The organism is Phycisphaerae bacterium, from assembly GCA_035275405.1.
Taxonomy (GTDB): domain Bacteria; phylum Planctomycetota; class Phycisphaerae; order UBA1845; family UTPLA1; genus DATEMU01.
Window position 1 is genome coordinate 1,079,092 of the sequence record DATEMU010000003.1, and the last position, 15,205, is coordinate 1,094,296.

The following is a 15,205-nucleotide window of genomic DNA, read 5'->3' on the forward strand; positions in this document are numbered from 1 at the left end:
GTAGAAGTTACCGTCAGACTATGAATCGTTGTTGAGCGCTGCGCGTTGGTCGCGCTAAATTTCCGGGACGGCCGTCGTGACCGTCGGAACCGGGACGCTCGTGTTGTCATTCCCCTTTTGCGTTGCTCAATCTCGTGGGCCTTCCCTGGGCCCGTCCTCTGGAGAAGGTGGGTGGGGTACTTACTCCGCATCCTATTGTACCGCCCTCGCCCCCCGGAATGAAGCCCCAACCTCAACTTTTCGGACCCAACTTTCCGACTCTCTAATACCCTGCAAATGTGCACGATGACACAACATCGACCTGCCGCCCCGGCGATCTGAGTTGGCTTGTCGCTTTCCCAGCCTCCGGCTAGCATCCCCCATCCCCAGCCGAAGTGGCGGAATTGGCAGACGCGCCGGATTCAAAATCCGGTCCCCGCAAGGGGGTGTGGGTTCAAGTCCCTCCTTCGGCAATCCTTAGCCAAGCTCTGCTCCATCGGGAGCCTCCCTTCCGGACCGGGCGAGCCCGTCGTCCCCCGGTTCATCAGACCCTGACACATCTTCAACCAAACTTTCACCACGTGCTAATCAGACCTTAGCAATTCGGGTCTACCGTTCATTTTCAGACCGGAGCGTGGGCGGTCCACATCTCCTCGATTCCACGGCCAATTCTTGAAAGGAGTCCTCGCCGTGAAACACTGCCGCACCCCCTCGAAAGCGTTCACTTTGGTCGAGCTGCTGGTCACGATTTCCATCATTGCCCTCCTGGCAAGCATCCTGCTGCCGGCCCTGGGCAAGGCCCGCGAAGCCGGACGGGCCTCCGCGTGCGCGGGAAACCTGCGCTCGTTCGGAAGCGCCTTTCAGATTTACGCCAGCCAGGACAGCATGGGGGCGATGACCTCCGGTGCGTTTGACCATCTTCGGGACGGCGACGTCCGCAAGTACGGCTGGGTGGCGGATGTCATCAATCTGAAAGTAGGCTCGCCCGGTAAGATGCTCTGCCCGAGCAATCGCTGGACGATTAACGAAAAGGTCGCTGACTACACGGGAGCGGGCGCATCGGGGGCCAGCAACCCGCTGCGCGAGCATGACGTGCCGATCGTTCCCGTGGGGCCGAAGTCCGCCGATTTCTGGGCGGCGGGCTACAACACGAATTACGCCACGACGTGGCACCTGGTGCGCGGCGACCCCACGGCGGCCGATGGCTACGGGATCAACGGCAATACCGACGATCCCTCGAAATCACCGCTGGATGGCGACGGCCCGCTGAACCAGAAGCACTTTTCCAATTTGCTGACCACGCCGGACCAGGTGGCATTGATCGGCGACTCTCGCGCGGGCGACGGCGCGGAAGCGTCCGTCACCGCTCCGATGGCCCAGACCATTAATACATTTGCCGATAGTTCGGTCGTGAATTCCGGCGACTACACGGTCGAGTCGTTTACCGACGGGATGGCCGTCGATTTCAGCGTCGTCAGCGGCAACGCGGGTGAGAAAGTGCACGAAATCAACGACATCGCCCCGGTCCACAATCCCAAGAAGGGAGATTACCTCGGCGGATTCACCAACGTCCTGTTCTCAGATGGCCATGTCGCCGCGGTCAACGATAATGGTGGAGAGAATGACGCCCCCGATGGATGGATCGGTCCCTATAAGGCGAACGGCTCCGGAAACTTTGAGATCAACAACAGCGCGTACAAAGAAGTTCGCGGAAAGATCTGGCTCCAGCGGCTGCGGTCGAAGGCCTCGTCCGGCGGAGGCAGCAGCGAAGGCTAACTTCAGGGCCGATCGCATTACATCAAACTGAGCGCGGCGGCTACTTCGCGGGAGGGATGCAGAAGAATAGTGCCGCCATGGCCAGAAGGGCCGCCGCGCTCAGGACGATCGCCGCGACAATCTGCCGCTTCCGTTGTAAGGACCGCCATTCCGAGTAGCTCTTGTAGATGTTTGCTGCTAATGGCCGCCATTGCATTCCGCCCTCCGGCGGCGCGGCCAGTTCGATCTCCACTCCTGCCGAACGCCATTTTTCGAGGTCGGCCTGTTCCTTCCAGATCATTTCCAAGAGGGAATTGAGGTCTGCAAAGACCACGCGGACAAACCGACCGGCGCAGAGCCAGGCATTCAATTCGTCGTCGTCCTTTGGCAGGAACCTCGTTGCCGTCTCCCACGCCACCGGCCCGACGAATACCGCGATCGCCTGATGTTCGGATTCTTGCGCGGGCAGGCGAATCGCCACGCCGCTTGTTGAGGCCTTCTCGCTCATGGCGGCCCATAGTAGCGATGGACAAAGCCCGTCAACAGGGCGAGCCCGGCGATGCCGACAACGCCGGCGAAGGGGAAGATGCTCGCGCCCGTTATCCATGCCGGGCCGCGATAGCGCACGAACGGCCGGAGGCCCATGATGGCCAAGATTCCGCCTGCGTGCAGGCCGGCGGGCAGCCAGAGAGTACGTGTTTGCACGAACGCGACGCAAAGGAGCAGGCCGAGCATGACGTGACCGGGAAAGGTCCAGCGCCGCTTGACCGCGCGGACGTAATGGGCGGCGGCAAAGATTACCGCGCCGGCGGCGATCGCGATCGGCCTTGGAATCCACGACGTCAGTAGAAGGTCGTTCAGCAGCACGCCGCGAAAGAGCAGTTCTTCCACAAATGCGCCGAACAGGGCGGTCGGAATGAGAAGGACGAGTCGGCGGATCCACTTCTTGCGGGAGTGGTGGATGTCGATCTCCAGCCTCCCGGTCGCCAGCCAGACTCCGAACAGGAAACAGAGAAATAGCACCGAGACCGCCGCCCCGTGAATGAATTGAAGCATCAGCGGCCCGGGCGGAAGCAGCGATTGATAGTAGGCAAGGACGCCCTGGCCGCAGATCAGCGGATAGGCAACGATAACGGCAAAGAGCGAAATCTGCGTGGCGATCCGCCCGCCGGCCCGCACGCTCTTCGGCGCGCCATCGGCGTCAATTCGCCAGCGAATGGGAAAACCTGCCCGACGGAACTGCGCCGTCTGCACGGCCCACATCACAACCGGTACCGCGGCCAAAAGAAGCAGGGCAATCATGCGACGCCTTCCGCCTCTTGTTTTGACTTTTTGGGGATTTGACTTTTTGGCGTTTCTGGCACGGCGTACCTCGGATCACCGCGAAACACCCGCGTCCAGCGGCTGTCCCCCCACAGAAACCAGGCCTGAGGACACGCCCTGACGAAAGCGGTGAACTGCTCGGCCCATTGTTGCATGACCACGCGCAGCGCCTCGTTACGCCCGCCTTCTGCACGTGTGCGCGGCGAGACATAAAGCGGGGCGCTCGCGTAAATCACGTGCGTCTTGCCCGATAGGCGGCCGAACACCGGGACGATCGGCGCCTCGGCGAGCATGGCGATCGACGCGGGGCCCACGGGAAGGCATGCCGAATGCCCCAGGATTTGCACGCCGACGCCCTTGTCGCGGTCTTTTTGGGCGATGTCCGGCGTCATGACCAGCGCGCGACCGGACCGCAAGGCGTCCACACACGCGGCGGCCCGGCTCGTCGGATTGGACTGATCCGGTGGCTCGAGAATGACCGGCAATCCCACGGCCTCACACCATCGGCGCTTCATATCCAGCTTGTGCTGGTTGGGCGACCAGCGGAGGTACACCGTCAGGGGCACCTCTCGGTTCAGGCGCGCCAGGGTGAAAACGTAGTTGCAGACATGCGGGGCGGCGACGACCGCGCCCTTGCCCGCGTTTAGCGCGTCGCGCAGTTGGCCCACGGAAGGATCGATTTGGACCTGGTCGTCAATCAGCCGCGCCAGGGCCTCCTGCTTGTCGGCCCACTTGAAGATCCGCGCCGAATTGCCCAGGTGCAGCGCGACCTGTTCGAAATAGGCGCGGAAGACCGGCTCGCTCCAAACGCCGGCGGCCCGCATGTTGGAGCGAACATGCGCGGACAGCCGGGGGAGATGCCGCGCCAGGCGGGCCACGACCCATTCCACGACGGGAAGCGGACCGGCGGGCATGATCGTGGCCCAGGCGCGCGCGGCCGCGAGCGACTTCTCGGTGAGTAAACGACGCATACGGCGCAACGACTTCACGTGGGGTAATGATAACCGCTCCCAAGCGGCACGCCGCCGGCGGTCGCGCGCTGGCCCCGGCAAGAGCGTGGCGTACAATGCCGTCGCCCGGATGCGGAAACGCGATTTCAATTTTCAACAGGAGCTTTCGATGATTCGATCAGTGGTGTGCGTCGTTGTCACGCTTTCGATGGGAACGTGGGCCGCATCGTCGGCCGTCGCCGCCGAGCCGCATCCCTTCAGCATCCACGACATGCTGGCCATGGAGCGAATCAGCGACCATCACGTCTCACCGGACGGTAAGCGGATCGTCTTCGTACTTCGCACCACCGATCTGGAGGCCAACAAGGGCCGCACCGATCTCTGGCTGGTGGACGCGGACGGCTCGAATTTGCGCCGGCTTACGACGCATCCCGACGCCGACAATAACCCCCGCTGGTCGCCGGACGGACAGTCGATCCTTTTCCTCTCTACCCGCTCAGGCTCGTCACAGGTCTGGCGCATTGCGGTTGAGGGAGGAGAGGCTCAACGACTGACCACCGAGCCACTGGATGTCTCCAACCTCGTTGTCTCACCCGACGGAAAGCAGATCGCCTACAGCATGGATGTCTTCCCCGACGCCTCGCCCGCCGAGACGAAAGAGCGACTCGACAAGATAGAGAAAAGCAAGGAGACCGGCCGCGTATATGACAAGCTCTTCATCCGCCACTGGGACACATGGAAGGATGGCCGGCGTTCGCACGTCTTCGTCCGTTCGCTCGACGGGAAAGAGTCTGTCGATGTCCTGAAGGGGCAGGATACGGATTCGCCGAGCAAGCCCTTCGGTGGTCCCGAGGAAATCGCGTTTACCCCGGACTCCAAATCCATCGTCTATGTCACGCGCGACGGCGGCCGCGAGGAGGCCTGGTCCACCGACCTGAATCTGTATGTCATCGCCATTGACGGCTCCGGCAAGGCCCGATGCCTAACCTGCGCCAACGACGCCCTCGACACTTCGCCGGTCTTTTCGCCCGACGGCAAGACGCTGGCGTATCTGGCAATGTCGCGCGCCGGCTACGAGGCGGACAAGCAGACGATCATGCTCATGTCCTGGCCGGAGGGAACGACGAAGCCGTTGACGGACAAGTGGGACCGCTCCGCCGACGGAATCACCTGGTCGTCCAATGGCACGATCTTCACGACCGCACAGAATGTCGGTCAAAAGTCGCTGTTCGCCATCGACGCGAAAGGCGGCGACGCGAAGAGCACTGTCTGGGAGGGTTCGATCGGCGGCCCCGAGATTGCGGGCGACCGAATCGTGTATGCCATGAACAGCCTGCGCGGTCCGGCGGAACTGTACAGCGTCAAGTTCGACGGCTCGGACATCCAACCCATCACGAAGATCAACGCCGAGCGGCTCGCCGCCGCCAAAATGGGCGCTCCTGAGCAATTTTCCTTCACCGGCTGGAACGGCGAAAAAGTGTACGGGTATGTCGTCATGCCCATCGACCTGGATGTGACCAAAAAATACCCTGTGGCTTTTCTCATCCACGGCGGCCCGCAGGGTTCGTTCGGCAACGACTTTCATTATCGCTGGAACCCGCAAGCCTACGCCGGGGCCGGTTACGCCGCCGTCATGATCGATTTTCACGGTTCGACGGGCTACGGTCAGGCGTTTTGCGACGCGATCCGGGGCGACTGGGGCGGCAAGCCGCTGGAGGACCTGCAAAAGGGCCTCGACGCCGCGCTGCAGAAATACCCGTGGATGGATCGGGATCGGATTGGCGCCTTGGGGGCGTCGTACGGTGGCTATATGATCAACTGGATCGCGGGGAATTGGCCGGATCGCTTCCGATGTCTGGTCAGTCACGACGGGAATCTCTGCGAGCGTCTAGCCTACTTCGATACGGAAGAGCTGTGGTTCCCCGAGTGGGAGCATGGCGGCACGCCTTGGGAAAATCCCGAAGGCTACGAGAAGCACAACCCGCTCAACCACGTGAAGAATTGGAAGACGCCGATGCTCATCATCCACGGCGGCTTGGATTTCCGCGTCGTCGAGACGCAGGGGATGTCGGTCTTTGCGGCCGCCCAGCGCCGGGGCATCCCCAGCAAATTCCTCTATTTCCCCGATGAAAACCACTGGGTCCTCAAGCCCGCCAACAGCATCCTGTGGCACGAGACGGTTTTGGGGTGGCTGGATCAGTGGACAAAAAAGTGACTTCCGGCATCGTACCGGGCGTCGTTTACGTTTTCGTTTTCTCCAGGACGTAAATGACCCACGGCGCGATCCGGGTTTCGTTGACCCAATCGTAGGGTTCATCAACCCTGCCCAGCGGCCGGCGAACTTCGACCATCTGCAGGCCACCCGCGCGATACACGTCAAGGTAATCGTCGTGCGGCCAGAGGATGTCGACGGTAGGTCGCGAATCCCCTATTGCGGTATTGATGATCCGCACCGGATCGCCGCACTTTGCCCGGCGGTTTTCGGGGAACTGCTTCGTGCTGAAAGAAGCCCACTCGTGCCAGTAAATCTCCGGCGAGGACACGAGATTTACGATTCGGCCGTCCAGCTTCAACATCCGTGCCATTTCGCGGAAGAGGCGCACCTTTCCGGCCCAAGTGGGGATGTTGTCGAACGGAAATGCTGACAATACCAAGTCAAACGTACCGGCGGGCACGGTGCTCAAATCGCCATCCGCGATCTGCCGGTAATCGCCGGCTGGATCGGTGGCCCGCGCCTGGCGAATCATCTCCTCGGCAATATCGACTCCGACCGTGTCGAATCCCAATTGGCGGAGGAAGCGGGTCGAGCGCCCCGCTCCGCATCCGAAGTCCAGTGCGGTTCGGCCTGCTACATGCCGGGCCAGGATTCCCGGAAGGTCGCGAAAGGCCAGGTAATACGTGCCCGGAAACTCCAGCTTGGCGTAGGCGGCGGCGAAGTCGGTATCTTGATAGGTGTTCCTGAAGTTCATGCTGACCTTGGGCCCTCAAGATAGCACCAATTCTGCGTGACCGCGATGATTCCCGGGTTTAGGATCATCGGCAGGCAGCCCCTTCCAGTCAGCCGACGATATAATGGCTCCGGAACAACAAGACAGCCAATCGGAGTCAACGCCGCAATGCCATCGCAAGACCCCTTCAACACCAGCGCCACGCTGAACACGAAATCCGGCCCCGTCATCTATCACAGCCTGCCTGCGCTCGTGAAAGGGGGCGTCGGTAACGTCGATCGCCTGCCGTTCTCCATTAAGATTCTGCTGGAGAATCTCCTTCGCCACCTTCCTACAAAAATTGTCGGTGACGCGGATGTGGCGGCGCTCGCGGCCTGGGATCCCAAATCCACTGGCACGCGCGAGTTGCCCTTCATGCCCGCCCGCGTCGTTCTGCAGGATTTCACCGGCGTGCCCGCGGTCGTCGACCTTGCCGCCATGCGCTCGGCGATGGTTCGACTTGGCGGCGATCCGAAAAAGATCAACCCGCTGGTGCCCGTCGATCTCGTCATCGATCACTCCGTACAGGTCGACAGCTTCGGCTCCGGCGATTCGCTCGGCATCAACGAGGACATCGAGTTCGCCCGCAATCGCGAGCGCTACGAATTCCTGCGCTGGGGCCAGCAGGCCTTCGCTAACTTTCGCGTCGTGCCGCCCGCCACCGGAATCGTCCACCAGGTCAACCTCGAATATCTTGCCAAGGTCGTCACCACGCGCAAGCAGGATGGCAAGATGATCGCGCTGCCGGACACGCTGGTCGGCACGGACAGTCACACGACCATGATCAATGGCCTCGGCGTTCTGGGCTGGGGGGTCGGCGGCATCGAGGCCGAGGCCGTCATGCTGGGCCAGCCGATTTACATGCTAGCCCCCGAGGTCGTCGGCTTTCGCCTCAGCGGCAAACTGCCCGAAGGCACAACGGCGACGGATCTCGTGCTGACCGTCACGCAGATGCTTCGCGCGAAAGGTGTCGTGGAGAAGTTCGTCGAGTTCTTCGGCGACGGTCTCTCGGAGCTTTCGTTGCCGGATCGCGCCACCATCGCCAACATGGCCCCGGAGTACGGCGCAACGGTCGGCTATTTCCCGATCGACGACGAGACGCTGCGCTATATGCAGCGCACCGGTCGCACGCCCGACGAGGTTGAACTGGTCGAGCGTTACGCCAAAGAGCAGGGGTTGTTCCGAACCAACGGCATGCCCGACCCGGCATATAGCGACGTAATGCACCTCGAACTCGGCACCGTCGAGCCCAGTGTCGCCGGACCGAAGCGCCCGCAGGATCGTATCCGCCTCTCCCAGGTGAAGTCATCGTTCACCGCCGCATTGACGGCTCCGATCAAGGATCGCGGCTTTGCGCTTTCACCGGACGACGTCCTGCGGAAAGCGACCGTCAAGGACAACAGCCGCTCCGCCGAGATCGGCCACGGCGCGGTGATCATCGCGGCCATTACGAGCTGCACAAACACCAGCAATCCCTCCGTCATGGTCGGGGCCGGTCTGCTCGCCAAGAAGGCTGTTGAGCGCGGACTGAAGATCAAGCCCTACGTCAAGACGAGCCTCGCCCCCGGCTCGCGCGTCGTCACCGAGTACCTCGATGCGGCGCAGCTCACGCCGTACCTCGACAAGCTCGGCTTCCAGACTGTCGGCTACGGCTGCACCACCTGCATCGGCAACAGCGGCCCCGTCCCCGAGCCCGTGGCGAAGGCCGTGACTGAGGGGAACATCGTCGCCGCCGCCGTGCTATCCGGAAATCGCAACTTTGAGGGCCGCATCAACCCGCTCGTCAAGGCGAACTACCTCGCCTCGCCACCACTGGTCGTGGCCTACGCCCTCGCGGGCCGGGCGGACTTCAACTTTGACACGGACCCGCTTGGCACGGACCCGCAGGGCAAGAACATCTATCTCCGCGACATCTGGCCTTCGCAAAAGGAAGTCACGGAGGCCGTTGCAAAGAGCCTGACGCCGGAGATGTTCAAGAAACAGTATGCGAACGTCTTCGACGGCAACGAGAAGTGGAACCGCATTGCGGTCGGTAAGGGCGAGGCCTATGCATGGGACGACGCCAGCACCTATATCCAGGAGCCTCCGTTTTTCACCAATCTTACCCGCGAACCGCAGCCCATCCAGCCGATCGCCGAGGCCCGCGTGCTTGCAATGGTCGGCGACTCCGTCACGACCGATCACATCTCGCCCGCCGGCTCGATCAAGGCCGATAGCCCCGCCGGACGGTACTTGCAGGAGCATGGCGTGACGCCGACGGACTTCAACAGCTACGGGGCGCGGCGCGGCAACGATCGCGTCATGACCCGCGGGACTTTTGCCAACATCCGGCTGCGTAACCTGCTGGCCCCCGGAACCGAAGGAGGCGTGACGCGTTACTTGCCGACCGCCGAGCCGATGAGCATCTACGACGCGGCCATGAAATATCAGTCCGACGGTACGCCGCTCATCATCCTAGCGGGCGCGGAGTATGGAAGCGGCTCCTCGCGCGACTGGGCGGCCAAAGGCGCGCTGCTCCTCGGCGTCCGCGCGGTCATCGCCGTCAGCTTCGAGCGGATCCACCGCAGCAATCTGGTGGGCATGGGCATCCTCCCGCTGCAATTCGAAAAAGGCGCGACCCGCGAAACGCTCGGCCTGACGGGTGAGGAGATTTACACGATCGAGGGACTGACCGACGCCCTCAAGCCGCTCTCCAAAGTGAGCGTGATCGCCCGTTCGCCCGACGGAACAAAGGAGAAGAAGTTCCGCGCAACGGTCCGCATCGATACGCCGGTGGAGATCGACTACTACCGCAATGGCGGCATCCTTCCGACGGTGCTTCGCAAAATGCTACGTAACTAGAGATGACTTTCCGCAGATCGACGCAGTTTGGGGTGAAAAAGGCGCCAATTGGGAAAAAAGGGCAATCTCACTTATCATCTGCATCTATCTGTGTTCATCTGTGGATAATCTCCATCATGCCGCACCCCGACGCCGTCATCTCCATCCAGAACCTCCGCAAGACGTTTCAGAACGCCGGCGGGGAGCCGGTGACCGTGCTGCACGATGTGACGTTTGACGTGCATCGCGGGGAGACGATCGTGATCATGGGCGGCAGCGGATGCGGGAAGAGCACGCTGCTGAACTGCCTGATCGGCGAACTACCGGTGAATCACGGCCACATCCGCTTTAAGACCAAGGACATGCGGGAGGCGGTCGATATCGTTGGCCTTGACGATCGGCGGATGAACGAGATCCGCAAACGTTTCGGCATCCTCTTTCAAAGCGGGGCGCTCTTTAACAGCATGACCCTTGCGGACAATATCGCGTTGCCGCTCATCGAACACAGCCAGGTCGATCCTTCCGTCGTCGATATCGTCGTTACGCTCAAGCTCCAGACCGTCCACATGCTCCCGCACCGCGACAAAATGCCGTCGCAGCTCTCCGGGGGCCAGAAGAAGCGCGCCGGTCTGGCCCGGGCGACCGTGCTCGATCCGGAGATCCTCTTCTATGACGAGCCGTCGGCGGGGCTCGACCCCGTGACCAGCGCGGCGATCGACGAACTCATCATGGACCTATCGAAAAAACTGAACGTGACCAGCGTCGTCGTGACGCACGAGATGGACTCGGCCTTCCGCATCGCCGATCGCATGGTCATGCTCGACCGGGGGAAGGTCCTGAAGATCGGCTCGCGCAGCGAGTTTGAGGAGCTGCGCACCGCCCCGGCGGATCGGCTCACCACGCGCGAAGACCGCCTGATGAACCAGTTCCTGAATGGTCATACCAACGGCCCCTTGACGGACTCCGAGGGCCTCAGCGAATATGAGAAGCTTCTGGTTGCCGGCGAAGAGTGAGGTCATTGATGCCCGCAGAGAGAAACGCCTTCAAGGTCGGGTTGGTGACGATCGTCACCGGCGTGGCCTTTTTCGTGATCTTGATTTGGATCAGCCAGACTGTCGGCGGCGACCTGCAGCGGATCGCAGTGCGCTTTAAATCCGCGCCCAGCATGCCGTCGCTCATGGAGGGCTCGGGCGTCCTCGTCGGGGGTCAGAAAGTCGGAAATGTCGTTTCGGCGGAGCTGCGCAGCGAAGAAGTGGCTGACGCCGATAAGGGCTCGACGCACACGCAGTACTATGTGTACGTCGAGGCCGATCTTCGCGCCGACTTGAAGCTCAAGTCCGACGTAAAGGCCATCGCCGAGGGGCCGCCGCTGGGCGGCGACGGTATCCTCAAGATTGATCTGGGCACGGCCGCGACGGCGTGGGATACCGCACGCGTGATCGAAGGCGCCGAGCCGGCGGGTTTTGCCGCGATACTTGCTTCCCTTCAAGGCGAGTTCAACGCCGGCGATCCAAAAAGTCTCCTCGGACAAATCAAGGGCCAGCTCGATCCCAACTCGGAACTCTCGTTGATGGCCAAGCTGCTCAAGTCTGTCAGCGATGTCAACGCGATGACCGCGGCGCTCAACCGTCAGCTTACCTCCGAAGAAAAGGCCACGCTCATGGCCAAGCTGCAGGGCATCATGGACAACGTCAATGGCGCGACCGGCGCGCTTCGCGCCGAGATGGAATCCCAGAAGCCCGACGTCCTGCTGGGTAAGATCCACCAGGCCATGGACTCGATGAACGGCGGTCTCACCACAATCGCCCGCGTGCTCACGACGAACGAAGGGGCCATCAACCAGTCCATGGAGAACGTGCAGCAGACGACGGCCAATATCGCGCGGGAGACCGACGCCACCAAGCCCGAGAGCCTGATGGCGGACTTCAAGCAGGCCGGGGACAAGCTCAATCAGACGCTGGCGGACCTCAACACCGTGACGGGCACGACGCGCGAGGTGATGGTCCTGAACCGCGAGAACATCAGCCGCATGCTCCTGAACTTCAAGGAGTCGTCGGACCATCTCAAGAACGGGATGAAGTACGTCCTGCACCATCCGTGGCTGCTGCTGAATGAGCCCAAGGTCCAGAACCTGCGGCAACAGGCGATCGCTGACGCAGCGCGCAGTTTCACGGACGCAGCCGCGCGGATCGACGACGCCGCCTCGCAGCTTCGCGTACTCTCCGATCTGCACGGTGGGAAGATTCCCGGCGACAGCCCGGAGTTGGCGAAGATTGAGGCCGACCTGCGGAGCACCCAGGCCAAATACCAGCAGGCCGAAGCGCAACTCTGGAAAGAACTCAATGTGAAGTAGCGTGGGCTCTGCCCGCCGTTGAGATGCGTCGTGCGACGCACGCCCTACTTGCCGGGTTGCGACGCCGTCGCGCCGGATGACGTTGCGACCGGCTCGTGATCGCCTTCGACGAGCGGCCGGCCGAATTCCTGCACCCAATAAACGCCGCTCGGGCCGCCGGCCTTGATCGCCACGCCGATCTCCGTGAACTCCGGATCGAGCAGGATCGCCCGATGCGTGGGCGAAGCCAGCCACGCGGCCAGCGCCTCGTCGACGGACTCCTGACCGGCGGCGAGGTTCTCGCCGAGCTTGTCGAACGCATAACCAAAATCGGCCGCGCGGCTGCCGACGGTCGACCCGCCGAACGGGTCTTCGTGCGCGAAGAAGCCGCCCTCGACGAGTCGGCAGGCGTAGAAATCGGCGATCTGCATCAGCGTCTCTTCACCGTGGACCGGGCCGGCCTTGTGTTTGGCGCGCTCGGTGTTGACGGCGTCAATCATCCGGCGGATCAGAATCTGTTCGCCGGCCGGGTCGATGCAGGCGCCGGGACGGATGCGATCGGTCGCGGCGGCAGGGCCGAGCAGGCTGGATGCGGAAAGCGGGGAGGCGTCCTGGCTGTCGCATCCGCTCGCGGTCAGCAGCGCGCCGGCTACGAGCGTGGCGGCGCGACGAAGGCGGAGCATTCTGGAACTCGACGGAGATGCAGACGGGGCGGTGTTATGCGGGGGGAACTTCGCTTGCGATGATGCCATTCGGGAACCCTGGTACCTAACCATTCTATCGGGTGCGGAGGGAGGAAACTCACGCGCCGACCTCCCCGACCATAACCAACCGCCGATAAAGGAGCTACGGATTTCCAGCCGTCGGGGTTCGCGCCAGGTTATCCACCCTCGGCTATCGTCTGCATGATGGGCAGCGACGATTTTGCGGCGGCGCGGCGGGCGATGGTCGAGCAGCAGCTCGCGGCCCGGGGCATCGCCGATCCGCGCGTCCTGGCCGTGATGGGGGCGGTCCCGCGCGAGGCCTTCATCCCGGCGGACCTGGCGGGCAGTGCCTACGAGGATCGCGCCCTGCCGATCGACGCGGCCCAGACCATCTCGCAGCCCTACATCGTCGCGCTCATGAGCGAGTCGCTCCAGGTCGAGCCGCACCATCGCGTCCTCGAGATCGGGACGGGCACGGGCTATCAGACGGCCGTGCTGGCGCGATTGGCGGCGCAGGTTTATTCCATCGAACGGATCGAATCGCTCTCGGCCGCCGCGCAGCGCGTCCTTGCGCGGCTAGGGGTCGCCAATGTCTCGTTCCGCGTCGGCGACGGGACGCTCGGCTGGCCGGAGGCCGCGCCGTTTGATCGGATCATGGTGACCGCCGCGGCGCCGAAGCTGGTGGACCCGCTGGTGGCGCAGCTCGCGGAGGGCGGTCGGATGGTGATCCCGCTGGGGGAGGACGCGGCGCAGCAACTGGTAACGATCGAACGGGCCGGGGTGACGACGATCGAACGGCCGCTGATCCCGGTGCGGTTCGTGCGGTTGATCGGGGCGTCGGGGCATCCGGAGTAGTCGGCGAAAAGACTTGAGGCTTGAGACCTGAGGCTTGAGGGCGTGAGCGGAAGACGATTACCCCGGCCCTCTCCCCAAGGGAGAGGGGGCTTTATTTCGCCGGCTTGGGGACGTGCTGGTCGATGAGGATCGGGTTTCCGTCGGGGTCGGTCAGGGTGATATAGGCGGGGCCGGTCGAGGATTCGTCGGCTTCGTTTTTCAGCGTGAAGCCCCGCTTCTTCAGTTCCTTCTGGATCTCGCGGACGTCGGTGAAGTCGGCGAGCGTCTTCTTGTCGCGATCCCAGCCGGGGTTGTAGGTCAGCGAGATCCTGTCGACCATCCCCTGGAAGAGACCGATCGTGCTGGTCTCGTTCTGCATGACGAGCCACTTCTGCGATTGCTTGCCGCCCCGGACATGGAAGCCGAGCTTCTCGTAGAAGGCGCGGGAGGCGGCGAGGTCCTTGACGGGGAGGCTGACGGAGAAATTGCCGAGTTCCATGGGGGCCTCTCCTTTTTGTTTTGGGGCGCTCTTCTTCGAGGGGGACTTGGGGGCCGACTTCGGGGCGTACATCGAGGTGTAGCCGCCGAGGAAGAATACGAGGACGCAGACGATGGTTCGGGTCATGGGGGGCTCCTGACTCGACCGCTCGAAGGCCGAGGGCTCTATGGTAGTTGAGGGGGAGGGAACGGGGAACTGGGGCAATGCGGAATGCGGAACGCGGAATGAAGAACGCGCACCACAGAGGCACAGAGAACACAGAGTGATACTTTTTGGGGGGTAGAACTGGGGAGGGATTGAGGGATTGAGGGAATGAGGGATTGAGGGGCGGGCGGGGCCATGTCGGATGGCGGATTGAAGAATGCGCACCACAGAGAGGCACAGAGGGCACCGAGACGAGGATCTTTTGGGGCGGGAAATAGTGGAAAATAGGGGAACGACCTGGGGGGACGGTGGCCCCCTTTTTTTTGTTGGTGGAACAAGGCGGAACGGGCCGGAACAGCGCCAACGGGGAATGGACCGGATCGACAAGAAGAACACGATTTCGGAATGCGGAATGCGGAATGCGGAATCGGGGAAGGGAACAGGGAACGGGGAACAGGGAACAGGGGAGGACCGGAGCAGGTGAGCAGGTGAGCAGGAGAACAGTGGGCGGGAAGGCACGGAGGCACGAGGGGTGGCGGTTCGGTCCAATTTTTTTTTTACACGGAAAAAGCCGGAAAAAAACGGAACGGGGTATGAGCGATTCATGGCGGGGAAACTCCGAGGCCACGAGCCGCCGGCGATGCGCGGACAGCCGTGAGCCGAGCGATATTTCTTCCAGCTAACCACCACTCGTGCTCAGCGCTCCCTCTAAAAAAGGCTTGAGGCCTGAGGCCTGAGACTTGAGGGGGAATCAGAGTAGGGGAGCAGGAGAGCAGGTGACGGGCGGAGCGGGGGAACAGGGAACAGGGAACAGGGAACAGGGGTCAGGGGCTAGGGGCTAGATGCGAAGTCGGATGTTGGAAGTTGGAGGTCGGATG

At 62.5% G+C, this 15,205-nt stretch carries 12 protein-coding genes and 1 tRNA gene; 7 read left to right on the forward strand and 6 right to left on the reverse strand.

Translation table 11 applies throughout. The features are described from left to right. Positions 1-368 precede the first annotated feature (368 nt). Positions 369-452: transfer RNA gene (locus VJZ71_06535), tRNA-Leu, on the forward strand. A gap of 217 nt (positions 453-669) precedes the next feature. Then, a complete protein-coding gene (locus VJZ71_06540; GenBank protein HKQ47706.1) occupies positions 670-1,755 on the forward strand; it encodes a prepilin-type N-terminal cleavage/methylation domain-containing protein in 1,086 nt (361 codons plus the stop codon). Between the two features lie 40 nt (positions 1,756-1,795). Here the strand turns inward: VJZ71_06540 and VJZ71_06545 are convergent, their stop codons facing one another. Genes VJZ71_06545 through VJZ71_06555 form a run of 3 tightly spaced genes read right to left on the reverse strand, consistent with a single transcriptional unit; the run spans position 1,796 to position 4,028 of the window. Then, complete coding sequence (locus tag VJZ71_06545) at positions 1,796-2,242, reverse strand: hypothetical protein (GenBank protein ID HKQ47707.1); 447 nt, start codon at positions 2,240-2,242, stop codon at positions 1,796-1,798. Further along, positions 2,239-3,036 carry a CPBP family intramembrane glutamic endopeptidase gene (locus VJZ71_06550; protein ID HKQ47708.1) on the reverse strand — a complete coding sequence of 266 codons (798 nt, stop codon included), beginning with the start codon at positions 3,034-3,036 and terminating at the stop codon, positions 2,239-2,241. The genes VJZ71_06545 and VJZ71_06550 overlap by 4 nt, the downstream gene beginning before the upstream one ends. After that, entirely contained in the window at positions 3,033-4,028 is a 996-nt protein-coding gene (locus VJZ71_06555; protein HKQ47709.1) for a hypothetical protein, read from the reverse strand. The genes VJZ71_06550 and VJZ71_06555 overlap by 4 nt, the downstream gene beginning before the upstream one ends. Before the next feature lie 148 nt (positions 4,029-4,176). Here VJZ71_06555 and VJZ71_06560 point away from each other — a divergent pair, with 148 nt between their 5' ends. After that, positions 4,177-6,222: a S9 family peptidase gene (locus VJZ71_06560; GenBank protein ID HKQ47710.1), complete on the forward strand. Its 2,046-nt coding sequence runs from the start codon at positions 4,177-4,179 to the stop codon at positions 6,220-6,222. Between the two features lie 25 nt (positions 6,223-6,247). Here VJZ71_06560 and VJZ71_06565 read toward each other — a convergent pair whose 3' ends face one another. Further along, positions 6,248-6,976 (reverse strand): class I SAM-dependent methyltransferase, encoded by a 729-nt coding sequence (locus VJZ71_06565; GenBank protein ID HKQ47711.1) that lies wholly within the window; start codon positions 6,974-6,976, stop codon positions 6,248-6,250. A gap of 147 nt (positions 6,977-7,123) precedes the next feature. Here VJZ71_06565 and acnA point away from each other — a divergent pair, with 147 nt between their 5' ends. The 3 genes from acnA (at position 7,124) to VJZ71_06580 (ending at position 12,167) form a co-directional block, all read left to right on the forward strand. Further along, positions 7,124-9,835 (forward strand): aconitate hydratase AcnA, encoded by a 2,712-nt coding sequence (gene acnA / locus VJZ71_06570; GenBank protein ID HKQ47712.1) that lies wholly within the window; start codon positions 7,124-7,126, stop codon positions 9,833-9,835. A 116-nt stretch (positions 9,836-9,951) separates the two neighbouring features. Further along, positions 9,952-10,827, forward strand: coding sequence for an ATP-binding cassette domain-containing protein (locus tag VJZ71_06575; GenBank protein ID HKQ47713.1), 876 nt, complete (start codon positions 9,952-9,954; stop codon positions 10,825-10,827). Positions 10,828-10,835: 8 nt separating this feature from the next. Further along, the gene (locus tag VJZ71_06580; GenBank protein HKQ47714.1) at positions 10,836-12,167 is read left to right on the forward strand and encodes a hypothetical protein; all 1,332 of its coding nucleotides are present in this window, start codon (positions 10,836-10,838) and stop codon (positions 12,165-12,167) included. A 44-nt stretch (positions 12,168-12,211) separates the two neighbouring features. On the opposite strand, the gene VJZ71_06585 is transcribed toward VJZ71_06580, so the two are convergent. Then, a complete protein-coding gene (locus tag VJZ71_06585) occupies positions 12,212-12,829 on the reverse strand; it encodes a CAP domain-containing protein (protein ID HKQ47715.1) in 618 nt (205 codons plus the stop codon). A gap of 222 nt (positions 12,830-13,051) precedes the next feature. Here VJZ71_06585 and VJZ71_06590 point away from each other — a divergent pair, with 222 nt between their 5' ends. Next, a complete protein-coding gene (locus VJZ71_06590; GenBank protein ID HKQ47716.1) occupies positions 13,052-13,705 on the forward strand; it encodes a protein-L-isoaspartate(D-aspartate) O-methyltransferase in 654 nt (217 codons plus the stop codon). Positions 13,706-13,796: 91 nt separating this feature from the next. Here VJZ71_06590 and VJZ71_06595 read toward each other — a convergent pair whose 3' ends face one another. Further along, positions 13,797-14,183 (reverse strand): VOC family protein, encoded by a 387-nt coding sequence (locus tag VJZ71_06595; protein HKQ47717.1) that lies wholly within the window; start codon positions 14,181-14,183, stop codon positions 13,797-13,799. Positions 14,184-15,205 lie beyond the last annotated feature (1,022 nt).